Origin of the sequence: Paracidovorax anthurii (assembly GCF_003269065.1) — a bacterium.
Lineage (GTDB): Bacteria > Pseudomonadota > Gammaproteobacteria > Burkholderiales > Burkholderiaceae_C > Paracidovorax > Paracidovorax anthurii.
Map to the genome: position 1 here is coordinate 67,898 of NZ_QLTA01000008.1, position 24,069 is coordinate 91,966.

At 69.8% G+C, this 24,069-nt stretch carries 22 protein-coding genes and 1 tRNA gene; 19 read left to right on the forward strand and 4 right to left on the reverse strand.

Annotated elements, in window-relative coordinates; genetic code table 11:
• The first annotated feature begins 13 nt into the window (after positions 1–13).
• Entirely contained in the window at positions 14–1,336 is a 1,323-nt protein-coding gene (locus AX018_RS05995; protein WP_111876459.1) for an Nramp family divalent metal transporter, read from the forward strand.
• Positions 1,337–1,466: 130 nt separating this feature from the next.
• Here AX018_RS05995 and AX018_RS06000 read toward each other — a convergent pair whose 3' ends face one another.
• Positions 1,467–1,955: a hypothetical protein gene (locus AX018_RS06000; RefSeq protein ID WP_245951455.1), complete on the reverse strand. Its 489-nt coding sequence runs from the start codon at positions 1,953–1,955 to the stop codon at positions 1,467–1,469.
• Positions 1,956–2,066: 111 nt separating this feature from the next.
• On the opposite strand from AX018_RS06000, the gene AX018_RS06005 reads away from it, so the two are divergent.
• The gene (locus AX018_RS06005) at positions 2,067–2,288 is read left to right on the forward strand and encodes a divalent metal cation transporter (RefSeq protein ID WP_415842340.1); all 222 of its coding nucleotides are present in this window, start codon (positions 2,067–2,069) and stop codon (positions 2,286–2,288) included.
• A gap of 175 nt (positions 2,289–2,463) precedes the next feature.
• On the forward strand, positions 2,464–3,756 hold the full coding sequence (locus AX018_RS06010; RefSeq protein WP_111876395.1) for an MFS transporter: 1,293 nt from the start codon (positions 2,464–2,466) through the stop codon (positions 3,754–3,756).
• A gap of 94 nt (positions 3,757–3,850) precedes the next feature.
• Here the strand turns inward: AX018_RS06010 and efp are convergent, their stop codons facing one another.
• The 3 genes from efp to AX018_RS06025 form a co-directional block, all read right to left on the reverse strand.
• Positions 3,851–4,405, reverse strand: a complete 555-nt coding sequence (efp, locus tag AX018_RS06015) for an elongation factor P (protein WP_111876396.1) — start codon at positions 4,403–4,405, stop codon at positions 3,851–3,853.
• 161 nt (positions 4,406–4,566) lie between these two features.
• Positions 4,567–5,700, reverse strand: a complete 1,134-nt coding sequence (gene earP / locus AX018_RS06020; RefSeq protein WP_111876397.1) for an elongation factor P maturation arginine rhamnosyltransferase EarP — start codon at positions 5,698–5,700, stop codon at positions 4,567–4,569.
• Entirely contained in the window at positions 5,697–6,602 is a 906-nt protein-coding gene (locus AX018_RS06025; RefSeq protein ID WP_111876398.1) for a LysR family transcriptional regulator, read from the reverse strand. The genes earP and AX018_RS06025 overlap by 4 nt, the downstream gene beginning before the upstream one ends.
• 122 nt (positions 6,603–6,724) lie before the next feature.
• Between AX018_RS06025 and AX018_RS06030 the strand changes: the two genes are divergently transcribed.
• From AX018_RS06030 to AX018_RS06105, 16 genes are all read left to right on the forward strand, one after another.
• On the forward strand, positions 6,725–7,972 hold the full coding sequence (locus AX018_RS06030; RefSeq protein ID WP_211322381.1) for a CaiB/BaiF CoA transferase family protein: 1,248 nt from the start codon (positions 6,725–6,727) through the stop codon (positions 7,970–7,972).
• Entirely contained in the window at positions 7,969–8,949 is a 981-nt protein-coding gene (locus AX018_RS06035) for a hydroxymethylglutaryl-CoA lyase (RefSeq protein ID WP_111876399.1), read from the forward strand. The genes AX018_RS06030 and AX018_RS06035 overlap by 4 nt, the downstream gene beginning before the upstream one ends.
• A 49-nt stretch (positions 8,950–8,998) precedes the next feature.
• Positions 8,999–10,003: a tripartite tricarboxylate transporter substrate binding protein gene (locus AX018_RS06040; RefSeq protein WP_415841998.1), complete on the forward strand. Its 1,005-nt coding sequence runs from the start codon at positions 8,999–9,001 to the stop codon at positions 10,001–10,003.
• Positions 10,004–10,448: 445 nt separating this feature from the next.
• On the forward strand, positions 10,449–11,417 hold the full coding sequence (locus AX018_RS06045) for a MurR/RpiR family transcriptional regulator (RefSeq protein WP_111876401.1): 969 nt from the start codon (positions 10,449–10,451) through the stop codon (positions 11,415–11,417).
• Between the two features lie 86 nt (positions 11,418–11,503).
• Complete coding sequence (locus AX018_RS06050; RefSeq protein ID WP_111876402.1) at positions 11,504–12,487, forward strand: isoaspartyl peptidase/L-asparaginase family protein; 984 nt, start codon at positions 11,504–11,506, stop codon at positions 12,485–12,487.
• A gap of 55 nt (positions 12,488–12,542) precedes the next feature.
• Positions 12,543–14,435 carry a dipeptide ABC transporter ATP-binding protein gene (locus AX018_RS06055; protein ID WP_111876403.1) on the forward strand — a complete coding sequence of 631 codons (1,893 nt, stop codon included), beginning with the start codon at positions 12,543–12,545 and terminating at the stop codon, positions 14,433–14,435.
• A gap of 41 nt (positions 14,436–14,476) precedes the next feature.
• Complete coding sequence (gene gsiB / locus AX018_RS06060; protein ID WP_111876404.1) at positions 14,477–16,027, forward strand: glutathione ABC transporter substrate-binding protein GsiB; 1,551 nt, start codon at positions 14,477–14,479, stop codon at positions 16,025–16,027.
• Positions 16,028–16,103: 76 nt separating this feature from the next.
• The gene (gsiC, locus tag AX018_RS06065; RefSeq protein WP_111876405.1) at positions 16,104–17,024 is read left to right on the forward strand and encodes a glutathione ABC transporter permease GsiC; all 921 of its coding nucleotides are present in this window, start codon (positions 16,104–16,106) and stop codon (positions 17,022–17,024) included.
• Positions 17,025–17,064: 40 nt separating this feature from the next.
• On the forward strand, positions 17,065–18,000 hold the full coding sequence (gene gsiD / locus AX018_RS06070) for a glutathione ABC transporter permease GsiD (protein ID WP_111876406.1): 936 nt from the start codon (positions 17,065–17,067) through the stop codon (positions 17,998–18,000).
• Positions 17,997–19,061 carry a DmpA family aminopeptidase gene (locus AX018_RS06075; RefSeq protein WP_415841999.1) on the forward strand — a complete coding sequence of 355 codons (1,065 nt, stop codon included), beginning with the start codon at positions 17,997–17,999 and terminating at the stop codon, positions 19,059–19,061. The genes gsiD and AX018_RS06075 overlap by 4 nt, the downstream gene beginning before the upstream one ends.
• A 57-nt stretch (positions 19,062–19,118) precedes the next feature.
• Positions 19,119–19,937 carry a M55 family metallopeptidase gene (locus AX018_RS06080; RefSeq protein WP_111876407.1) on the forward strand — a complete coding sequence of 273 codons (819 nt, stop codon included), beginning with the start codon at positions 19,119–19,121 and terminating at the stop codon, positions 19,935–19,937.
• On the forward strand, positions 19,934–20,692 hold the full coding sequence (locus AX018_RS06085; RefSeq protein WP_111876408.1) for an aspartate/glutamate racemase family protein: 759 nt from the start codon (positions 19,934–19,936) through the stop codon (positions 20,690–20,692). Before AX018_RS06080 ends, AX018_RS06085 begins: the two co-directional genes overlap by 4 nt.
• Before the next feature lie 55 nt (positions 20,693–20,747).
• The gene (uvrC, locus tag AX018_RS06090) at positions 20,748–22,721 is read left to right on the forward strand and encodes an excinuclease ABC subunit UvrC (RefSeq protein WP_111876409.1); all 1,974 of its coding nucleotides are present in this window, start codon (positions 20,748–20,750) and stop codon (positions 22,719–22,721) included.
• 78 nt (positions 22,722–22,799) lie between these two features.
• A complete protein-coding gene (gene pgsA / locus AX018_RS06095) occupies positions 22,800–23,369 on the forward strand; it encodes a CDP-diacylglycerol--glycerol-3-phosphate 3-phosphatidyltransferase (protein WP_111876410.1) in 570 nt (189 codons plus the stop codon).
• 328 nt (positions 23,370–23,697) lie between these two features.
• The gene (locus AX018_RS06100; protein ID WP_007858657.1) at positions 23,698–23,970 is read left to right on the forward strand and encodes an HU family DNA-binding protein; all 273 of its coding nucleotides are present in this window, start codon (positions 23,698–23,700) and stop codon (positions 23,968–23,970) included.
• An 18-nt stretch (positions 23,971–23,988) separates the two neighbouring features.
• Positions 23,989–24,064: transfer RNA gene (locus AX018_RS06105), tRNA-Val, on the forward strand.
• Positions 24,065–24,069: the final 5 nt, after the last annotated feature.

A 24,069-nucleotide genomic window follows, 5' to 3' on the forward strand; every position in this document is an offset into this window, starting at 1 on the left:
TAGGATGGCAGGCATGCCGCCCTTTTCGCTGCCCCGCACCGCCACCGCACCGTTCTGCCCCTCGGAGGTGAAGGGCAGCGTCCGGATCGATCCCGGCCTGCCCCTGCACAAGAAACTACTGCGCTACGCGGGCCCCGGGCTGCTGGTGTCGGTGGGCTACATGGACCCGGGCAACTGGGCCACCGACATCGAGGCGGGTTCGCGCTTCGGCTACGGGCTGCTGTTCGTGGTGCTGCTGGCCAGCCTGGCGGCGATGCTGCTGCAGGCGCTGTGCGTGCGCCTGGGGCTCGTGGCGCGGCGGGATCTGGCCCAGCTTTGCCGCGAGCGCTATTCCCCCGCCGTCAACCGCTTCCTGTGGCTGGGGGCCGAGCTGGCGATCATCGCCTGTGATCTGGCCGAGGTGCTGGGCGGGGCGCTGGCGCTGCACCTGCTGCTGGGGGCGTCGATTCCCGTCGGGATCGGCATCACCGCGTTCGACACGCTGCTGGTGCTGGGCCTGCAGGGCGCGGGCTTCCGCCGCGTGGAGGCGATCGTGCTCGGGCTGGCGGGCACCATCGCCGCGTGCTTCGCGGTGGAGCTGGCGTTTGCCTGGCCGCTGTGGTCGGAGGTGGCCATCGGCTTCGTGCCCAGCCTGGAGCGCCTGCAGCAGCCCGGCGCGCTGTATCTGGCGATCGGCATCGTGGGCGCCACGGTGATGCCGCACAACCTGTACCTGCATTCCTCGGTGGTGCAGACCCGGCGGGTGGACGACACCGATGCCGGCCGCCGCGAGGCGATCCGCTTCTGCACGCTGGATGCGGTGCTCTGCCTTTCGCTCGCGCTGCTGGTGAATGCGGCCATCATGGTGCTGGCCGCCAGCGCCTTTCACCACAACGGCCACCGGGACGTGGCCGACATCGCGGACGCCTACCGGCTCATCGAGCCGTTGGTGGGCAGCGCCCTGGCCGCCGCGCTGTTCGGCATCGCGCTGCTGGCCTCGGGGCAAAGCTCCACGTTCACGGGCACCATCGCCGGGCAGATCGTGATGGAAGGCTTCCTGGAACTGAAGATTCCCTGCTGGCAGCGCCGCCTGATCACCCGTGCGCTGGCGCTCGTGCCGGCCTGGGTCGGCGTGTGGTGGCTGGGCGACGAGGGCGTGGGCCGGATGCTGGTGCTCAGCCAGGTGGTGCTGAGCTTTCAGCTGCCGTTCGCGATGTGGCCCCTGATCCGCTTCACCAGCGACCGCTCGGTGATGGGCGGCTTCGCGAACGGATGGGCCCTGAAGGGGCTGGCCTGGGGGCTGTTCGGGGTGATCTCGGCGGCCAACGCGTGGCTGCTGGCGGCGGTCATCGCCTGAGATCCACGGCGCCGAGCGCCACCCGAGGGCGCATGAAACCGGCGCTGCGTCCCCCGTCCGATGGCCGCGATGCAGGCCACGCCAGCCAACGCCGTGGAGCGAGCTTCGCTCGGCCCCAGGGGGTTGTACTTCAGTTGGTCGGGTAGGCCGTGAGCAGGATCCATTGGCCGTTGACCACTTCGAAATCGAGCTGGATGTTGGTGTACTGCGATCTTGTCTGGGTGGTGCACTGGCCGTTGGCGCCGGCCGCGGTGCAGTTGTAGCCGCCGATCAGGTCTTTCTTCAGCACGCTGTAGACGGTGACCTTCTGGCGGGCATGGTTGCCCGAGCAATCGACGGCGTTGCCCTTGTATTTCTGCGGGTCCTGGTAGTTGTTCCAGAAACCGGTGTATTCCTCGACGCTGGTGAACAGGGTCTTGCCGGACTGGCTCAGCCCTGCCGGCGGCGTGGCACCGTAGATGTGCTGGTTGAGGTGGCCACCGGCGGCGTTGTTGTTGCCCGAGATCGCGCTTTGCTGCACGGAGGCGATGGCCCGGCACTCCACGGCGTGGACGCTGGATGAAAAGCCGGCTGCGACGACGAGCGCCGCGATGGCGGGAATGGCTTTGGCGGTATGCATGGTGTTGGTCTCCCTCTGTAAAAACTCCGCTGCCATTCTGTGGATGCCGGTGGCGCGGAGCGCTGGAGATCGACTGAATCGTCCTGAAAAGAACTGAAGATCCTGGCGGGCTTGAGCACCTTGCCGGACGTGTCGCCCTGGCTGGTGATGAGCCAGGTGGTGCCGAGCTTCCAGCCGCCCTTCGCGATGTGGCCGCTGATCCGCTTCACGAGCGAGCGCGCGGTGATGGGCCGCTTCGCCAATGGGGGCGGCGTGCGGTGGCTCGCCCGGACGCTGTTCGGGGTGATCCCGGCGGCCAACGTCTGGCTGGTGGGGGTGGTGCTCACGGGCTGATGTGTTCCCGCGCCGTGGGGGGGGCGGGGCGGGTGGGCGTCGCATGCATACGCAATTCCACGGACGGCTTTGGCGAATGGCTGGGCTTTAATTTCAGGGTATCCACTTCTGGACGCGCTGCGTTTTTTCCACCGCGGCATCCTTGTCCCCGATGACTTCCTCCTCCCATCCCTCCATGGCGGCTTCCGGCGACGAAGCCGCTCCCGCCGCGCCTGCGCCGTCGAAGGCGGCCACCGTCCTGCGCGTGACGGGCGGCAACTTCATGGAGATGTTCGACTTTTTCCTGTTCGGCTTCTATGCCACGCAGATTTCCAAGGCCTTCTTTCCTTCGGGCAACGAGTTCGCGTCGCTGATGCTCACCTTCATGACGTTCGGCGCGGGCTTTCTGATGCGGCCGCTGGGCGCCGTCTTCCTGGGCGCCTACGTGGACCGTGTGGGTCGCCGCAAGGGGCTGATCGTCACGCTGGCGCTGATGGCGGTGGGCACGCTGCTCATCGCCTGCGTGCCGGGCTACGCCACCATAGGCTTGGCGGCGCCGCTGCTGGTGCTGACCGGGCGGCTGCTGCAGGGGTTTTCGGCCGGCGTGGAGCTGGGCGGGGTGTCGGTGTACCTTGCTGAAATGGCGACGCCGGGCCGCAAGGGCTTTTACGTGAGCTGGCAGTCGGCCAGCCAGCAGGTGGCGATCATCGTCGCGGCCGCGCTGGGCTATTGGCTCAACGTCACGTTCGTGCCGCAGGAGATCGCGGATTTCTACTGGCGCGTGCCGTTCTTCGTGGGTTGCTTGATCGTGCCGGTGCTGTTCATCATTCGCCGCTCGCTCCAGGAAACCGAGGAGTTCAAGGCCCGCAGGCACCGCCCCACGGTGCGCGAGATCTTCCGCTCCATCCTGTCCAACTGGGGCCTGGTGATCGCGGGGATGATGATGGTGTCGATGACCACGGTGTCGTTCTACCTCATCACCGTGTACACGCCGACCTTCGGCAAGAGCGTGCTGCACCTGAGCACCACCGATGCCCTCGTCGTCACGCTGTGCGTGGCGCTTTCCAACTTCTTCTGGCTGCCGGTGATGGGCGCGCTGTCCGACCGCGTGGGCCGCAAGCCGCTGCTGGTGGCCTTCACGGTGCTGACCATCTTCACGGCCTACCCGGCGCTGAAGTGGCTGGTGGCCTCGCCGGACTTCGCCCGCATGCTGGAGGTGGAGCTGTGGCTGTCCTTCCTCTATGCGAGCTACAACGGCGCGATGGTGGTGGCCCTGACCGAGGTGATGCCGGTGGACGTGCGCACGGTAGGCTTCTCGCTTGCCTACAGCCTCGCCACGGCGGTGTTCGGCGGCTTCACGCCGGCGGTGGCCACCGGCCTCATCGAATGGTCGGGCGACAAGGCCGCGCCGGGCTGGTGGATGACGGCGGCCGCCGCCTGCGGGCTGCTGGCCACGCTGCGTCTGTACCGCCGGAGCGCAAGACAGTAGTTCGCGCTCAGTGCCATGAAGCGTTGAAAGAAAAAAAGACAAAAAAAAGCTCCCGTCCAGCGGGAGCCCTTTTCGGTGATCGGTCTGCCGCCGATCAGACGCGCTTGCGGTATTCGCCCGTGCGGGTGTCGATTTCGATCTTGTCGCCTTGCGAGACGAACAGCGGCACGGCCACTTCGAAGCCGGTGGCGATCTTGGCGGGCTTGAGCACCTTGCCGGACGTGTCGCCCTTGACGGCGGGTTCCGTCCAGGTGATCTCGCGATCGACGCTGGTGGGCAGCTCGACCGAGATGGCCTTGCCGTCGTAGAACACCACTTCGAGGGCCATGCCGTCTTCGAGGTAGTTCAGCGCGTCGCCCATGTTCTCGGCTTCGACTTCGTACTGGTTGTATTCCGTGTCCATGCAGATGTACATCGGGTCGGCGAAGTAGGAGTAGGTGCACTCCTTCTTGTCGAGGATCACGTTGTCGATCTTGTCGTCGGCCTTGAACACGTTTTCGGTGCCGAAGTTGCCGATCAGGCTCTTGAGCTTCATGCGGACCGTGGCGGCGCCGCGGCCACCGCGGGCGTATTCGGTCTTCAGGACGACCATCGGGTCCTTGCCGTGCATGATGACGTTGCCGGCGCGGATTTCTTGAGCGATTTTCATAGCAGGTTTGCCTGGGTTGAGGCCGCTCAACGCACCGGAGCGCCTGGTGCCGCACGGTGCGTGCGGCAAGTGGTGGGCGCCGGCGCATGTTCCGCGGCGGGGGGATGCGCCGGCCGGCACGGCAAGGGCGTGCGGCCTTGTTTGGCGCAAAGCCCCGGATTTTAGCTTTTTTCGCGCACGAACCCGAGCAACTGCGTCACGAGGTCGTCCTGCGCGAGCAGCCGGGCCCGGGCGGCCAGGATGCATTCGCGCCATTCGCCCAGGGTGGCGGCGGTCAGCGCGGGCAGGGGCGCCGCGGCTTCGATGCCGTTCCACACGTGGTGAAAGCGCCGCAGCGACGGCGGCGCCTGCAGCCAGCCGAGGAAGGCATCGAGCTTGGCGTGGTGGGCGCCGTCGTCCTGCGGATAGATGTGCCACACGAAGGGCTGGCCGGCCCAGAGGGCGCGCACCAGCGAGTCCTCGCCGCGCACGCCGTTGAAGTCGCAGGCCCGCAGCATGGCGTCGAAGCCGGGCTGGGGGCAGGGCTGCAGGTATGAAATTGATAGCAAACTATTGAGGAAAGACGGCGACGTGGGGGCTGAATCGCCTGCAAAACTGCCCGGAGGCGCCTCCAGGGCCGCCCGGACGGCCGCCGTGGCGCGCCCGGGGGTGGCGAGCAGGCGCGCGCCGGGCCGCCGCGCGAGCTGGGCCAGCAGGCCGGGCAGGCCGGCGGGCTCGTAGCAAAAGAGCGACACGGCCAGATCCTCCGGCCCCACGCCGTGGCGCGCGCGCCAGTCCGCGCGCCCGGCCTGCGCCTCGTGGCTGGCGGGATCGGGCAGGCCGGGCTCGCGCAGCAGGCCGCCGGTGCGCGGGGTGAAGCCGGGGTAGAAGAACCAGCGGGTGCGGCCCGCCGCCGGGCCCGAGAAGATGGGGGAGGGCAGGCGGTGGCTGCGCTCCACGTAGCCCTCGGCGGAGAGGTATTCCAGGTTGATCCACAAGGGTTTTGGCGCCGGTGTCGCCGTATTTGCTACGTTGTTAGCTATGAATTCAGGAGCAATCTCGCAGCCGAAGGCCTCGATGAGCACGTCGCCCGGGCCGCCCGGCGGTGCGGTGCGGGGCCAGGGCAGCACCTCGACGCCGGGCGCGCCGCCGGGCGCCATCCAGGCGAGGGCCGAGGCGTCGTCGGTCCACAGCCGCACGCGGTGGCCGAGCGCGCCGAGCTGGGCCGAGAGCCGCCAGCACACGCCGATGTCGCCGAAGTTGTCGATGACCTGGCAGAAGATGTCCCAGAGCAGGGGGCGGGTGGGCGCGGTCATGGCGCGGCCTCCGGCGGCGGGGCGGGGCGCAGGTGGTCCACGAGCAGCCGCGCCACGCTGGAGAGCGCCTCCACCGAGCGCACGCACAGCGCCAGCCGCCGCCGCGCCCAGGGCTCGGCGAGCGACACGGTGCGCAGCGGCAGGCTGCCCTGGTAGAGCCGCGCGCTGCCGCGCGGCAGCACGCCCACGCCGAGGCCGGCAGACACCATGAGGCACAGCGCGTCGTAGCTGGTCACCTGCATGCGCAGCCGCAGCGGCATCTGCGCCTCGGCGGCCGCGCGGATGAGCAGGTTGTTGATGGCGCTGCCCGGGTGCAGGCCCACGAGGTCGCAGGGCAGGGCCTCGGCCAGCCGCACGCTGCGCCGCCGCGCGAGCGGGTGGCCGCGCGGCGCCACCAGCACCAGTTCGTCCTCGCGGTAGGGCAGCAGGGTGACGCGGTCGCCGTAGTCGCCGTGGTGGAGGATGCCGACGTCGGCCGCGTTCTCGGCCACCGACTGCGCGATGGCGCTGCTGATCTGCTCCTGCAGCCGCACCTGCACCTGCGGGTGCGCGGCCATGAAGCGCTGCAGGTCCGAGGGCAGGAACTGGGTGATGGCCGAGATGTTGGCCACCACGCGCACGTGGCCGCGCACGCCGGCGCGGTAGTCGCGCATTTGCACGGCGATGCCGTCCAGGTCGTCGAGCACGCCGCGCGCCATGTCCCGCAGCGCGTAGGCGGCAGCCGTGGGCTCGCTGCCGCGGTTGCTGCGCGCGAACAGGGCGACGCCGAGCGCGTCCTCCAGCTCGGCCAGCCGCCGGCTGGCGGCCGAGGCGGCGATGTGCTCGCGGGCCGCGGCGCGGGCGATGGCGTTTTCCTCCATCACGGCCACGAAGAGCCGCAGAGACACGGGGTCGAGCTTCATGGGGCGCGATGGTAGCGCGCCGTGCGCCAGCCATGCCGGTTTGCGATGGCACCGTCGCGCATGGGCGTTTTGCGGCCGCCTGGGCGCCGGGCATGATCCCCGCAACACAGGAGACGACACGGATGACAGCGACGCAAGCGGCCACGGCACCCATGCCCGAGGCCCCCGCCACACCCGCCACACCCGCCGCGCTGGCGGGCGTGCGGGTGATCGAGATGGGCCAGTTGATCGCCGGCCCGTTCTGCGGCAAGACCCTGGGCGAGTTCGGCGCCGAGGTGGTCAAGATCGAGGCCACCGGCACCGGCGATCCGCTGCGCGGCTGGCGCATGCTGCAGGACGGCACCTCGGTGTGGTGGCAGGTGCAGTCGCGCAACAAGCGCTCGGTGGCGCTGGACCTGCGCCAGCCCGAGGGGCAGGACATCGCGCGCCGGCTCATCGCCGAGGCCGACGTGCTGATCGAGAACTTCCGCCCCGGCACGCTGGAGGGCTGGGGCATGTCGCCCGAGGCGCTGCACGCGCTCAACCCGGGGCTGGTGATCCTGCGCATCTCGGGCTACGGGCAGACCGGGCCCTACCGCGACCTGCCGGGCTTCGGCGTGATCGGCGAGGCCATGGGCGGGCTGCGGCACCTGACGGGCGAGCCGGGCCGCGTGCCGGTGCGCGTGGGCGTGTCGATCGGCGACACGCTGGCCGCGCTGCACGGCGCCATCGGCGTGCTCACCGCGCTCTACCACCGCAAGGCGAACGGCGGGCAGGGGCAGGTGATCGACGTGGCGCTGCACGAGGCGGTGTTCAACGTGATGGAGAGCCTGATCCCCGAATACAGCGCTTTCGGCGCGGTGCGCGAGGCCGCGGGCAGCGCGCTGCCGGGCATCGCGCCCTCCAACGCCTACCCGTGCACGGACGGCTGGGTGCTGGTGGCGGGCAACGGCGACAGCATCTTCAAGCGGCTGATGGCGGCCATCGGCCGGCAGGATCTGGCCGATGCGCCCGACCTCGCCGGCAACGCGGGCCGCGTGGCGCGCGTGGACGAGATCGACGCGGCCATCGGCGCCTGGACGGCGGCGCGCCCGGTGGGCGAGGTGATGGAGACGCTCGCCGCCGCGCGCGTGCCGGCCGGCAAGGTCTACACGGCGCGGGACATCGCGCAGGACCCGCACTACCGCGCGCGCGGCATGCTGCTGGCCCAGGAAACGCGCGACGGCCACACGCTGGAGGTGCCGGGCATCTGCCCCAAGCTCTCGGCCACGCCGGGCTCGATCCGCTCCAGCGCGCCGCGTCTGGGCGACGACACCGACGCGGTGCTGCGCGAGGCGGGCCTCACCGCCGCGCAGATCGCGCTGCTGCGCGAGAAGGGGGTGGTGCAATGAGCGTGGGCGCGGTGGCGTGGCACGGCGCGGGGCGCCGCATCCACCTGCAGGAGGTGGGCCCGCGCGACGGGCTGCAGATGGAGCCGGCCTTCGTGCCCACGGCGGAGAAGATCGCGCTGGTGGATGCGCTCTCGGCCACGGGCCTGCCCGGCATCGAGGTCACGGCCTTCGTCTCGCCCGCCGCCATTCCCGCGCTGCGCGACGCCGAGGTGGTGATGCGCGAGATCGCGCGCCGACCCGGCGTGCTCTACACGGCGCTGGTGCCCAACGTGCGCGGCGCCGAGCGCGCCATCGAGTCGCGCGCCGACGGGCTGAACCTGGTCATGTCCGCCAGCGAGACGCACAACCTGGCCAACCTGCGCATGGCGCGCGCGCAGTCGTTCGCCTCGCTCGCGCAGGTGGTGGCCACGGCGCGGGGCGCGGGCGTGGTGGTGAACGTGTCGCTCTCGTGCGCGTTCGGCTGCCCCATGGAGGGCGACGTGGCCGAGGCCGAGGTGTTCGGCCTGGTGCAGCGCTTCGCGGACCTGGGCGTGGGCGGCATCACGCTGTGCGACACCACGGGCATGGCCTACCCCACGCAGGTGGCGCGCCTCGTGGCCGCGGCGCGCGCGCGCTGGCCGGGCATGGCGTTCACGCTGCACTTCCACAACACGCGCGGCATGGGCCTCGCGAACGTGCTCGCCGCGATCGACGCGGGCGCCGACCGCTTCGATGCCTCGCTGGGCGGCCTGGGCGGCTGCCCCTACGCGCCGGGCGCCTCGGGCAACGTGTGCAGCGAGGAGATCGTGCATGCGCTGCAGCTCATGGGCTACGACACGGGCGTGGATCTGTCCGCGCTGGTCGCGGCGGCGCGGCGCCTGCCGGCGCTCATTGGCCACGGCATCCCGAGCCAGATCGCCCAGGCCGGCGCGCGGCTGGATTTGCACCCGGTGCCCGGCGACTTCGAGGCCATCCGGGCGCGGGCACTGGCGAGGTAGCCGGCCCGCGCGAAAACGAGCAGAAAAAAACACCCAGGAGACACACGCCATGCCGATGCCCTTTCCCCCCGATGCCATCTCCCTCTCCCGGCGCCGCGCCGCGCAGGCCCTCGCCGCCGGGCTGTGCGCCCCCGCGCTGGGCGCGCTCGCCGAGGACCGCTACCCCTCCCGGCCCGTCACCCTCGTGGTGCCGCAGGCCGCCGGCGGCGCCAACGACGCCATCGCGCGGGTGGTCGCGCAGCGCCTGTCGGAGCAGATGGGCCAGAGCGTGGTGGTGGACAACCGCGCCGGCGCGGGCGGCACGCTGGCCACGGCGGCCATCGCGCGCGCCAGGCCCGACGGCTACACGCTGCTGCTCACGGCCGACAGCGCGCACGTGATCGGCCCGGCGCTCTACAAGAACCCCGGCTTCGATCCGGTGAAGGACTTCGAGCCCGTGGCGCCCGTGGCCACGGCGGGCTACGTGCTGGTCGCGCATCCCTCGTTCCCCGCGAATGACGTGGCCGGGCTCATCGCGCTCGCCAAGGCCCGGCCGGGGCAGTACGCCATCGCCTCGGCCGGCAACGGCACGCTCAACCACCTCATCGGCGAGATGCTGCAAAAGGCCGCCGGCATCCGGCTGCAGCACGTGCCCTACAAGGGCTCGGCGGCGGCCGCGACCGACGTGGCGGGCGGGCAGGTGCCGCTGTCGGTGCAGAGCCTGCCGTCCTGCATCGCCTTCATCCGGGCCGGCAAGCTCAAGGTGCTGGGCGTGGTCAACGACCGGCGCGTGGCCGCGCTGCCCGGGGTGCCGACCATCGGCGAGACGCTGCCGGGCTTCGGCCAGTCGCCGTGGTATGCGCTCTTCGCGCCGGCCGGCACGCCCGCGCCCATCGTGCTCCGCCTGCAGACCGAGGTGGCGCGCGCGCTGGGCCAGAAGGACGTGGCCGAGAAGCTGGCCGGCGTGGGTTGCGAGCCGTTCCTGGGCACGTCCGCGCAACTGGGCGCGCTGGTGCGCGCCGAGCTGCCGCAGTGGGCGCGCGTGGTGAAAGAAACGGGCGCCACCGTCGATTGAGGTGGGCGTGGCGCATCCCGGCACTGCCATGCCACCGCGATGCCTCCCCCGCCGCCGGCACTTTTCGCGCGGCACCGTGCCTTTTTTTTCAGGCCCTGAATCCAGACCGGAAGTCTGCGCGTATGGGGGTGATGGGCACGGAATGCCTGCCTGGCCTGGGCATCCAGGCCCGGGGGGCAGGCTACCGGCACCCAGGTCGAATCGTCGGGCCGCGCACCGCGTGCGTGGCTGGTTTTTTAAGGGTTTTCCCCAGCGCGGCAGGCGTGCCGCATGTTCAGCCCCCGTGCACCACACGGGGGCTTTTTTTTGCTGCGCCGCACCATCTTCGTGCCTCGCGAAAACGCTTTGAATGATTGATTTTTTTCTTTAATATGACGATGTTGTAAATTTCTTATCAAATATCGTTCGACGCCCCGGGCGCCGGACACCGCTTCTTTCGCTGCCCATGTCCGACCTTCCAGAAGCCTCCGGCGACACGGTCTCGATCGCCATCCGCATCGGCCGCGCCCGGCCCCTGCTCACGCGCTCGCACCAGCAGATGGCGGACTACGTGCTCGCGCATCCGCTGCAGGCCGCCACCATGCCCATCGACGAGCTGGCGGCGGCGGTGGGCGTGTCCATCGCCACGGCCAACCGCTTCGCGCGTGCCATCGGTCTGGAGGGCTATCCCATGCTTCGCGCGGAGCTGGTCAAGGGTTTCGAGGCCATGCTCGCGCCGATCGAGAAGATGCGCATCAAGCTGGAGAAGCCCACCTCCATCCGCGACGTGTTCGCCGCGGCGCTCGAAGAGAGCCAGCGCAACATCGCCGCCACGCGCGAGGCGCTGGACCCGGCCGCCTGCGAGGCCGCGGTGCAGGCCATCCTGGGCGCGCGGCGCATCTACCTGGCGGGCTTCGGCGCGAGCGGCTGGCTGGCCGGGCTGCTGCAGCGCGGCCTGGATGCCCACTGCGACAACGTGCACCTGCTCGCCGGCGTGGGCGGCGCGTCGTATGGCGCGCGCATGCTGCCGCGCATGGGCGCGGACGACCTGCTGATCGCCATCAGCTACCCGCGCTACCTCACCGACACCGTGGTGCTGGCGCAGGGCGCCCACGAGCGCGGCGTGCCCGTGCTGGCGCTGACCGACGGCCCGCAATCGCCCCTGGTGCCCTTCGCCCACGGGTGCCTCTTCGCGCAGACCGAGAACCAGTACGCGGCCAACTCCGAATCGTCGGCGCTGGCGCTGATCGAGGCGCTGACCAGCGCCGTCGCCCACCAGGCCAAGGAATCGGTGAAGACCGCCGCCCGCATGACCGAAGCCGTGCTGCCCTGGCTGCACGACAGCGCGCAAAGCCGCCTCGCGCCGCGCTCCGCCGAGTCCGGCGGCCGCAAGGCGGAGGCCCGCTCCGACCGCGCCCGCAACCGCCCGCGCTGAGGGCGGCCGCCGCCCTTGCCATCCGTTCCTTTTTTTTCCATCCCACACGCTCCGCCGCCGGGCCCGTGCCTTCTCCGCCTGCCTGAATGACCGCCGCCATCCTTGCCCCTTCCGCCACCCCCGTGATCGCCATCCATGGCGGCGCGGGCACGCTCAGCCGCGCGCACATCAGCGCTGCGCAGGAGCGCGAATACCACGCGGCCCTGCAGGAAGTGCTGCGCGCGGGCCAGGCCGTGCTGGAGCGGGGCGGATCGGCCCTGGAGGCCGTGTGCGAGGCCGTGCGCCTGCTGGAGGATTGCCCGCTCTTTAACGCCGGCCACGGATCGGTGTTCACCGCCGATGCCACGCACGAGCTGGACGCGGCCCTGATGGATGGCGCCACGCTGGCGGCCGGCGCGGTGGCGGGCGTGGCCCGCGTGCGCAACCCGGTGCTGGCCGCGCGCGCCGTGATGGCGCAGGGGCAGCACGTGCTCATGGCGGGCGAGGGCGCCGAGCGGCTGGCGCGCGGCGCGGGCCTGGCGATGGTGGAGCCCGCGTATTTCTCCACCGCCGCGCGGCGCGAGCAGCTCGAAGCCGCGCGCGCCCGGCAGGCCGGTGCCGTGCTGGACCACGACGGCGCCGCCGCGCTGGCCGGCCGCGCGCTCGACGAGGACCGCAAGATGGGCACCGTCGGCGCCGTGGCGCTCGATGCGCTCGGCCACCTCGCCGCGGCCACCTCCACCGGCGGCATGACCAACAAGCGCCCTGGCCGCGTGGGCGACAGCCCGCTCATCGGCGCGGGCACCTACGCCGACGACCGCACGGCGGCCGTCTCGTGCACGGGGCATGGCGAGAGCTTCATCCGCGTGGCGGCCGCGCACGACGTCTGCGCGCGCATGGCCTATGGCGGCCTCGCGCTCGCCGAGGCCGCCGACGCCGTGGTGCACGGCGCGCTGCCGGCCATCGGCGGCACGGGCGGCCTCATCGCGGTGGACCGCCACGGCAACGTCCACCTGCCCTTCAACACCGAGGGCATGTACCGCGGCGTGGCCCGCGCGGGCCAGGCGCCCGAGTCCTTCATCTACCGCTGACGGCGCGCTGCCTGCCCTCCGCCGCCCACGACCGAATCCTTTGCCCGGCCCCGCCATGAAACCCACCGCTCCGATCTCTTCCTCGCCCCTCGCCCTGCCCGAGCAGCGCGTGCTGGCCGTGGACGACCTGACCATCCGCTTCGCGAACTCCGAGCGCACGGTGGATGCCGTGAAGCACCTGTCCTTCCACGTGGACCGGGGCGAGACCCTGGCCATCGTGGGCGAATCGGGCTCGGGCAAATCGGTCACCTCGCTGGCCCTCATGCGCCTGGTGGAGCATGGCGGCGGGAAGATCATCGGCGGCTCGGTGGCGCTGCGCCGCCGCAACGGCCAGGTGCTGGACGTGGCGCGCGCCGGCAACGCGGCGATGCGCGAGGTGCGCGGCGCCGACGTGGCCATGATCTTCCAGGAGCCGATGACCTCGCTCAACCCGGTGTTCACCGCCGGCGAGCAGATCGCCGAATCCATCCGCGTGCACCAGGGCAGGGACCGCGCCGCCGCGCGCGCCGAGGCGCTGCGCATGCTGGAGCTGGTGCGCATCCCCGAGGCGCGCAACGTGCTCGACCGCTTCCCGCACCAGCTCTCGGGCGGCATGCGCCAGCGCGTGATGATCGCCATGGCGCTGTCGTGCAAGCCCCAGCTGCTGATCGCCGACGAGCCCACCACCGCGCTGGACGTGACCATCCAGGCGCAGATCCTGCAGCTCATCCGCCAACTGCAGGACGAGATGCACATGGGCGTGATCTTCATCACCCACGACATGGGCGTGGTGGCCGAGGTGGCCGACCGCGTGCTGGTCATGTACCGCGGCGACAAGGTGGAAGAGGGCGCCTCCGAGCGCATCTTCGCCGCGCCGCAGCACGCCTACACGCGCGCGCTGCTCTCGGCCGTGCCCAAGCTCGGCGCGATGCAGGGCACCGATCTGCCGCGCCAGTTCGAGCTGCTGCGCGCCGATGGCGCCGCCGCCCCGTCTCCCCTCGAATCCACGCCGCCCGATACGCGGCCCGCAGGCGCGCAGCCCATCCTGCGCGTGAAGGACCTCGTCACGCGCTTCGACTTGCGCGCGGGCCTGCTCAACCGCGTCAAGCGCCGCGTGCACGCGGTGGAGAAGGTGAGCTTCGACCTCTACCCGGGCGAGACGCTGGCGCTGGTCGGCGAATCGGGCTGCGGCAAGTCCACCACCGGCCGCTCGCTGCTGCGCCTGGTCGAGAGCCAGAGCGGCGCCATCGAATTCGGCGGCCGCAACATCCTGGACCTGCCCACCTCCGAGGTGCAGGCCCTGCGCCGCGACATCCAGTTCATCTTCCAGGACCCGTTCGCCTCGCTCGATCCGCGCCTCACGGTGGGCTTCTCGATCATGGAGCCGCTGCTGGTGCACAAGACCTGCTCGCGCCAGCAGGCCCAGACCCGCGTGGACTGGCTGCTGGAAAAAGTGGGCCTGCCGCCCGAGCACGCGCAGCGCTATCCGCACGAATTCTCGGGCGGGCAGCGCCAGCGCATCGCCATCGCGCGGGCCCTGGCGCTCAATCCCAAGGTGGTGGTGGCCGACGAATCCGTCTCGGCGCTGGACGTCTCCATCCAGGCGCAGATCGTGAACCTGATGCTCGACCTGCAGCGCGAGCTGGGCGTGGCGTTCCTCTTCATCTCGCACGACATGGCGGTGGTCGAGCGCATCAGCCACCGCGTGGCCGTGATGTTCCTGGGGCAGATCGTGGAGATCGGGCCGCGCCGCGCGATCTTCGAGAACCCGCAGCACCCCTACACCAAGAAGCTCATGGCCGCCGTGCCCATCGCCGACCCGGCGCGCCGGCACCTCAAGCGCGGCCTGCTGGAGGGCGAGATCCCCAGCCCCATCCGCGCGCTGGGCGACGAGCCCGCGGTGCAGCCGCTCGTGGAAGTGGGGCAGGGCCACTTCGTGGCGCGCCATTCCATCGCCAACCTGTACTGAATCCGTCCCGCTCCCTTCCTTCCCTCAAACCGGAGTCCACCATGAAGAAGTCCTCTCCCTCCCGCCGCTTCGCCGAGAGCCTGCTGGCCCTCGCGGCCCTGGCCGCGTCCGGCTCCGTGCTGGCCGCCGGCAATGCCGTGCTCGCCATCTACCAGCAGCCCGAGACGCTGGACCCCTACAACACCAACACGACCATCACCACGGCCGTGACCAAGACCTTCTACGAAGGCCTGTTCTCGTTCGACAAGGACATGAAGGTCAAGAACGTGCTGGCCGAGGGCTACGAGGTTTCCAAGGACGGCCTCGTGTACACCTTCAAGCTGCGCGCGGGCGTGAAGTTCCACGACGGCACCGACTTCAACGCCGCCGCGGCCAAGGCCAACCTGGACCGCGTGATGGACCCCGCCAACCGCCTGCTGCGCGCCAACCAGTTCAACCGCGTGGCCAAGGTCGAGGCCGTGAATCCCCAGACCCTGCGCATCACGCTCAAGGAGCCCTTCGGCCCCTTCATCAACGCGCTGGCCCACGCCTCCGCCGCGATGATCTCGCCCGCCGCGATCGCGAAATGGGGCAGCAAGGACATCGCCTTCCACCCCGTGGGCACGGGCCCGTTCGAGTTCGTCGAATGGAAGCAGACCGAGGCCATCGTGGGCAAGAAGTTCGCGGGCTACTGGAAGAAGGGCTATCCCAAGGTCGATCAGGTCACCTGGAAGCCCGTGACCGAGAACAACACCCGCGCCGCCATGCTGCAGACGGGCGAGGCCGACTTCGCCTTCACGCTGCCCTATGAGCAGATCGCCACGCTCAAGAAGAGCGACAAGGTGGAGGTCGTGACCGCGCCCTCCATCATCCAGCGCTTCCTGACGTTCAACATGCTGCAGAAGCCCTTCGACAACCCGAAGGTGCGCGAAGCCATCGGCTACGCCATCAACAAGGAAGCGCTCGCCAAGGTGGCCTTCAACGGCTATGCCTTCGCGGCCCAGGGCTTCGTGCCGCAGGGCGTGGAATACGCGGTGAAGATGCAGCCCATTCCCTACAACGTGGCCAAGGCCAAGGAATTGCTGAAGGAAGCCGGCTACGCCAACGGCTTCGAGACGGTGCTCTGGAGCGGCTACAACAACACCACCAGCCAGAAGGTGATCCAGTTCCTGCAGCAGCAGCTGCAGCAGGTGGGCATCAAGGTGTCGGTGGAGGCACTGGAGCCCGGCAAGCGTGCGGAAATGGTCGATGCCTGGCCCGATCCCAAGACCGCCAAGGTGCGCCTGTACTACATCGGCTGGTCGTCGTCCACCGGCGAGGCCGACTGGGCAATGCGTCCGCTGTTCGCCACCGAGTCCTGGGCGCCGAAGCTGGCGAACTACGCCTTCTACAGCAACCCCGTGGTGGATGAATCCATCGCCAAGGCGCTGGTCACCACCGACAGCTCCGAGCGGGCCGCGCTCTACAAGACCGCGCAGGAGCAGCTCGCCAAGGACCTGCCGCGCATCCCGCTGGTGACGGAAGAAGTGCTTTACGCCCACTCCAAGCGCCTGTCGGGCGTGTACGTGATGCCCGACGGCAACATCAACAGCGACGAAATCTCGCTGAAGTAAGACCCAGCCCCCCGCGCGCCGCGGGGGGGCTTTTCCCCCGTTTCCCCACATCGCTGCGTACCGCAGCGCCGCATCCATGCTGAACTACTTCCTCAAACGACTGCTGGGGCTCCTGCCCACGCTGCTGATCGTGGCGGTACTGGTGTTCCTGTTCGTCCACATGCTGCCTGGCGACCCCGCGCGCCTGGCCGCAGGCCAGGACGCCGATGAGGCCACCGTGCAGCTCGTGCGCCAGGAACTGGGCCTGGACAAGCCGCTGCCCGAGCAGTTCGTGCATTTCTTCTCGCGCATGGTGCAGGGGGATTTCGGCACCTCCATCCGCACGCGCCGGCCGGTGGCCGCCGAGATCGGCGAGCGCTTCCTGCCCACGCTGCTGCTCACGATTTCCAGCATGGCCTGGTCGGTGGTGTTCGGCATGGGCATCGGCATCCTCTCGGCCGTGTACCGCAACCGCTGGCCCGACCGGCTCGGGATGACGCTGGCCGTCTCGGGCATCTCGTTTCCGTCGTTCGCGCTCGGCATGACGCTCATGCAGGTGTTCTCGGTGCAGCTCGGATGGCTGCCCACCGTGGGTGCGGACAGCTGGCGGCACTACATCCTGCCCTCCATCACGCTGGGCGCGGCGGTGGCCGCCGTGATGGCACGTTTCACGCGCGCCTCGTTCGTCGAGGTGGTGCAGGAAGACTTCGTGCGCACCGCGCGCGCCAAGGGCCTGAACGAGCGCACCGTGGTCCTCAAGCACTGCCTGCGCAATGCGCTCATCCCCGTCATCACCATGATGGGCCTGCAGTTCGGCTTCCTGCTGGGCGGCTCCATCGTGGTGGAGGCCGTCTTCAACTGGCCCGGCCTCGGCCGCCTGCTGGTGGACGCCGTGACCATGCGCGACTACCCCGTCATCCAGACGCTGGTGCTGCTTTTCTCGCTGGAGTTCATCCTCATCAACCTGGTGGTGGACATGCTCTACGGCTTCATCAACCCGACCATCCGCTACAAGTGACGCGGGCGGCCCGGCATCCCTTTCCCGACGAAGACTCGACATGACCACGCCCTCCATCCCCACGCCGCCCGACGCCGCGCAGCTCGCGGCCGCATCGGTGGCGCCCGCCGCCGGCGCCACCACGGTGCGCACGCCCTGGCGCGAGTTTTGGCGCAAGTTCAAGAAGCAGCACGTGGCCGTGGCCGCGCTGGCCTTCGTGGTGCTGCTCGTGCTGGTCGCGGTGCTGGCTCCGCACATCGTGCCCTACGATGCCGAAGCCTTCTTCGACTACGACCGCATCAACGAAGGCCCCTCGGCCGTGCACTGGTTCGGCGTCGATCCGCTGGGCCGAGACATCTTCAGCCGCATCCTCATGGGCGCGCGCATCTCGCTCGCGGCGGGCTTCCTGTCGGTGCTCATCGGCTGCCTGATTGGCACCACGCTGGGCCTGCTGGCGGGCTACTACGAGGGCTGGTGGGACCGCATCGTGATGCGCATCTCCGACGTGCTGTTCGCCTTCCCCGGCATCCTGCTGGCGCTGGGCGTGGTCGCCATCCTGGGCAGCAGCATGACCAACGTGATCGTGGCCGTGGCCGTGTTCAGCGTGCCGGCCTTCGCGCGGCTGGTGCGCGGCAACACGCTGGTGCTCAAGCAGATGACCTACATCGAGTCCGCGCGCAGCATCGGCGCATCCGACTGGACCATCATCGTGCGGCACATCCTGCCGGGCACCATCTCCTCCATCGTGGTGTATTTCACGATGCGCGTGGGCACCTCCATCATCACGGCTGCGAGCCTCTCGTTCCTCGGCATGGGCGCGCAGCCGCCCACGCCCGAGTGGGGCGCCATGCTCAACGAGGCGCGCGCCGACATGGTGAACGCGCCGCACGTGGCGCTGTTCCCGAGTCTGGCGATCTTCCTCACGGTGCTGGCCTTCAACCTGCTGGGCGACGGCCTGCGCGACGCGCTCGATCCCAAGATCGACCGGCAGTCATGAGCCCGCGCGACGCCATGCCCAGCGCGCCGCCGCGCATCGGCCTGCTCGCCAGCGGCGCGCTCGATGCGATCACCGACGTGCCGGGCGTCACCGTGGGCCACGCGACCCTGGACGAGGGGCCGGTGCAGACCGGCGTGACCGTCATCCACCCGCACGCCCTCGATCCCTACCGCCACAAGGTGCCGGCCGGCGCGGCCGTGATCAACGGTTTCGGCAAGAGCGTGGGGCTGGTGCAGCTCGCGGAGCTGGGCCAGATCGAGACGCCGATCGCGCTCACCAACACCTTCTCGGTGGGCGCGGTGGCGCAGGCGCAGATCCGCGACTGCGTGCGGGCCAACCCCGAAACGGGGCGCGCCTGGCCCACGGTGAATCCGCTGGTGCTGGAATGCAACGACGGTTTCCTGAACGACATCCAGGCCATGGCCGTCGGCGACAGCCACTACCGCAGCGCCTGCGACAGCGCTGGGCTGCAGGTGGAGCAGGGCTCGGTGGGCGCGGGGCGGGGCATGTCGAGCTTCCAGCTCAAAGGGGGCATCGGCACCGCATCGCGCCGCGTGCCGATGCGCCACGGCAGCACCTGCACCGTGGGCGCGCTGGTGCTCGCCAACTACGGCCTGCTGCCCAACCTCGTGTGGGGCGGCGCGCCGATCGGCGAGGCCGTCGCCACCGCGCTGGACGACGAAACCCGCGCACAGGCCGGTCCGGAGAAGGGCTCGATCATCATGGTGCTGGCCACCGATGCCGCGCTGGATGCGCGCCAGCTCGGCCGCCTCGCTTTGAGGGCCGCGGCGGGCCTGGCGCGCACGGGCTCCGTCTACGGCCACGGCAGCGGCGACATCGCGATTGCGTTCTCCACGGCCTGCACGCTGCCGCACCTGCCCGACGAGCCCATGCCGGCCGTGCCGACGGTGCACGAGTCGTTGCTGGACGGCCTCTTCCAGGCCGCCGCCGACAGCGTGGAGCAGGCGATCGTCCATGCGCTCTGGCATGCCGAGCCCGTCACCGGCAGGGACGGGCACCACCGCCGCGCGCTGCGCGATCTGCTCGCCTGCGCGCGCTGAGCGCCCCTCTGCGGCGCGACCTTTCTTTTCCATCCATCCGATTCCACGCAGCGTTCCATGAAAATCCTCATCTCCGTCGATATCGAAGGCGTGGCCGGCGTCTACCACCCCGAGCAAGTGCGGGCCGGCAATCCCGAATACGAACGGGCGCGGCGCCTGATGGCCGCCGAAGCCAATGCCGCCATCGCCGGCGCCTTCGATGGCGGTGCCTCGGAGGTCTATGTGAACGACTCGCACGGCGGGTTCCGCAACATGCCGCCCGACCTGCTGGACGCGCGTGCCCAGGCCATCCAGGGCAAGCCGCGCTACCTCAGCATGGTGTCCGGCGTCGAGCTGGGCATGGACGGCGTCTGCCTCATCGGTTACCACTCGCGCGCGCAGGGGCGCGGCATCCTGGCCCACACCATCAACAGCTTCGCATTCGCCAGCATCGCGCTCAACGGGCGCGAGCTGGGCGAGGCCGGCATCTACGGCGCGCTGGCCGGGGCGTATGGCGCGCCCGTCATCGCCGCGTCGGGCGACGACGTGTTCATCGGCGAGAACCGCGACCTGTTCCCGCAGGCCCGCTTCGTGCAGACCAAGCGCGCCACGGGCGCCAACAGCGGCATCAGCCTCTCGCCCGAGCGCGCCTGCGCCGCGATCCGCGAAGGCGTCGCGCAGGCCATGGCCCATGCGCGCACCGCCCGGCCGTTCTGCATCGAGGGGCCCGTCACCGTCGAGCTGGTGGCGCAGACGACCGCGCTGGCCGACCTGTTCTGCCAGTGGCCGTCGCTGGAGCGCATGGCCTCCGACGCACTGCGCTTCACCGCGCCCGACATCGAATCGGCCGTGCGCATGGTCAACAGCCTCTCGGCCATGTCGAGCATGCTGCGATGAGCGCGCTGGATGGCCTCGCGCCGCCGCCGGCCGCACCGCTCACCGTGGGCATCCTGGCGGGCATGGGCCCCGCGGCGGGGGTGGATTTCGCGCGCCTCTTCGTGCGTGCGTCGGAGAACTGGCTGCGCTCGCATGGCCGGCCCGTGCTGGACCAGTCGTTCCCCGAGCACTGGATCGCGCAGGTGCCGGTGGTAGACCGCACGCGGGCGCTGCATGATCCGCAGGCGCCGCAGCCGCTGGACGGCCTGGCGCTGGCGCTGCAGCGGCTCGCGGCGCTGGGCGCGCGCGCGGTGGCCATGTCGTGCAACACCGCGCATGCATGGCATGCCGCCTTGCAGGAGCGCGTGGCCTCGGTGGAGCTGCTGCACATCGCCGACGAAACCGCCGCCGAGCTGGGGCGCCGCGGCATCGGCCGCGCGGCCCTGCTGGCCACGCAGGGCACCTACCGCATGGGCCTGTACGATCGCGCCTTCGCGGCCCACGGCATCCAGTGCGTGCTGCCGTCCGAGGCTGCCCGCGGCTGGCTGATGCAGGGTATCTACGACGGCGTCAAGGCCGGTGACATGGCGCTCGCGCGCCGCCGTTTCGCCCAGGCCGGCCAGCAGGTGCGCGAGGCGCACGGCGACGTGGCGCTGGTCATGGCCTGCACCGAGATCCCCCTTGCACTGCCCGATGCGCCCGAGGCCCGCGACTGGACCCTGATCGACCCCTCGGACATCCTGGCCGTGGCCCTCGCCAACCGGGCCTACGGATGAATCGCGGATAGCGCGCCGGCGCCTGGCCGTCGGCGTGGCGGCCACAATACGGCCCATGTCCGATGCGCACTCCGATGAACTGCTCGCCCAGGTGGCCTCGCTGCCGCCGCTGCCGGGCGTCTACCGCTACTTCGATGCCCAGGATGGCCTGCTCTACGTGGGCAAGGCGCGCAACCTGAAGAAGCGGGTCTCCAGCTATTTCACCAAGACCCATGGCGGCACGCGCATCGGCCACATGGTGGGCAAGATCGCGCGGCTGGAGACCACGGTGGTGCGCTCCGAGGCCGAGGCGCTGCTGCTGGAAAACAACCTCATCAAGTCGCTGAACCCGCGCTACAACATCCTCTTTCGCGACGACAAGAGCTACCCCTACCTCAAGATCACGGGCGTGGCCTCCCGCGACGGCACGGGAGAGGCGCCGGGGCAGCGCTTCCCGCGCATCGCCTACTACCGCGGCGCGATCGACCGGCGCCACCGCTATCTGGGCCCGTATCCGGGCGCGTGGGCCGTGAAGGAAACCATCCTGCTCTTGCAGAAGGTGTTCCGCCTGCGCACCTGTGAGGACACGGTCTTCGCCAACCGCACGCGCCCATGCCTGCTCTACCAGATCAAGCGCTGCACCGGGCCCTGCGTGGACCTCATCTCGCCCGAGGCCTATGCCCACGACGTGGCGAACGCGGAGGCCATGCTGCGCGGCGAAACCAGCGAACTGCTGGAGGCGCTGGAGGCGCGCATGATGGCGCATTCCGACCGGCTCGAATTCGAGCAGGCCGCGGAGATCCGCAACCAGATCACCGCGCTCGCGCGCGTGCTGCACCAGCAGGCGATCGAGACCGCATCCGACAAGGACGTGGACATCCTGGCCGTGAAGGTGCAGGGCGGGCGCGCCTGCGTGAACCTCGCGATGGTGCGGGGCGGCCGCCATCTGGGCGACCGGGCGTACTTCCCGGTGCACGTCGAGGACGCCACGGCGGTCTTCCGGGCCGAGGAGCCGGCGGAGGGGGAGGGCGCGGAAGGCGCGTCCGCGCCGGCATTGCCGCGCACGGTCGAGGTCCAGGTGCTGGAGGCCTTCATCGCCCAGCACTACATCGGCGTGCCCGTGCCGCCGACGCTCATCGCCAGCGAGCCGGTGGACCGCGCGCTGATGGAGGCGCTCTCCCAGCAGGCCGGCGTGCGGGTGAACGCCGTGCACCAGCCGCGCGAGCAGCGCCGCGTCTGGCTGGAGATGGCGCAAAAGAACGCCGACATCCAGCTCGCCCGGCTGCTGTCCGAGGAAGGCTCCCAGCAGGCCCGCACGCGGGCCCTGGCCGAGGCCCTCGACCTGCCCATGGACGATCTCGACGCCCTCGCCATCGAGTGCTTCGACATCTCGCACACGGCGGGCGAGGCCACGCAGGCGTCCTGCGTCGTCTTCCACCACCACAAGATGCAGAGCAGCGAATACCGCCGCTACAAGATCGAAGGCATCACCGGCGGCGACGACTATGCCGCCATGCGGCAGGTGCTCACGCGCCGCTACAGCAAGGTGGTGGAAGCGCAGCGCGAGGCCGGAGGGGCCGAGCCCGCGCCCGGGCAGGCGCGCCTGCCCGACCTGGTGCTGATCGACGGCGGCAAGGGGCAGGTGAGCATGGCGCGGGAGGTGTTCACCGAGCTGGGGCTGGATCTCTCGCGCATCGTCGGCGTCGAGAAAGGCGAGGGCCGCAAGGTCGGGCTGGAAGAACTCGTCTTCGCGGACGGCCGCGAGAAGGTCTATCTGGGCCGCGACTCCGCGGCGCTGATGCTCGTGGCCCAGATCCGCGATGAGGCGCACCGCTTCGCGATCACCGGCATGCGCGCGGCCCGTGCCCGGGTGCGGGTGGGCGGCGGCCAGCTGGAGGAGATTGCCGGCGTGGGGCCCAAGAAGCGTGCGCGCCTGCTGCAGCGCTTCGGCGGCGTGCGCGGCGTGGCGGCCGCCAGCGTCGAGGATCTGGCCACGGTGGACGGCATCTCGCTGGAGTTGGCGCAGGAGATCTACCGGGCGCTGCGCTGACGGCGGAGCAGGGCGGTGCGGAGCCCGGTTCGTGCCGCCCGGCGGAAACGGCCACGAGGGCATGACACAATCGCCTCCATGTTCCTGACCATCCCCACCATCATGACCTGGACGCGCATCGTCGCGATACCCTTGATCGTGGGAGTGTTCTATGCGCCGCTCGAACCCGCCACGCGCAACCTCATCGCGACGGTGATGTTCATCGCCTTCGCCGCCACGGACTGGCTCGACGGCTACCTGGCGCGCCGGCTCAACCAGACCTCGTCCTTCGGCGCCTTTCTCGACCCCGTGGCCGACAAGTTCCTGGTCTGCGCATCGCTGCTGGTGCTGGTGCACCTGCAGCGCGCCGATGTCTTCGTGGCCCTCATCATCATCGGCCGCGAGATCGCCATCTCCGCGCTGCGCGAATGGATGGCGCAGATCGGTGCCTCGCGGAGCGTGGCGGTGCACATGATCGGCAAGGTCAAGACCACGGTGCAGATGGTCGCCATCCCGTTCCTGCTCTACGACGGCCGGATCGCCGGCGTGATCGACACGGGTGTGTGGGGCACGTGGCTGATCTGGCTTGCTGCGGTGCTCACCGCGTGGTCCATGGTCTACTACCTGCGCAAGGCGCTTCCGGAGATCCGGGCACGGGTCAAGAAATGACGCCATCCGCGCACCTGCCCGGTGCGTGGCAGGAGGTGTCAATCGGGGCTTGCGCTAGACGCCACGGACCCGCTGTCCAAAACCCCTCGGGGTCTCTGAAACACCCGTAAATTAAGGCTAAAATCCGCCATCGCGCCGTCGCAAAACGGCCCGTTGTATTGACACCCGGAAAGTCGATGGCTTTAATCTGGCACAGCAGATTCTGCCCCCGTGCCAGCCCTTCCCCCGCCCCATTTTGTGCCCCGCATCAAGCGGCTGGCTTGGCGCGTGTGAAGGCCGCCAGATTTGCAAAAGACATTCCATCCACTCTTTTCCCAAGAGGCTCCTTGTGAATAAAACCGAACTGATTGAGCACATTGCTAACAATGCCGATATCTCCAAGGCCGCAGCCGCTCGCGCGCTGGAGTCCACGATCGAGGCAGTGAAGAAGACCTTGAAAAAAGGCGGTACGGTGTCTCTCGTCGGTTTTGGTACCTTCGCGGTGGGCAAGCGCGCTGCGCGCACGGGCCGCAATCCCCGCACCGGTGATACGATTAAGATCAAGGCTGCTAAAGTTCCGAAGTTCCGTCCTGGCAAGGCATTGAAAGATGCCCTGAACTGAGGCTCGAGGTTCAAGGTGGGGTGCTTAGCTCAGTTGGTAGAGCGGCGCCCTTACAAGGCGTAGGTCGGCGGTTCGACCCCGTCAGCACCCACCACCGAT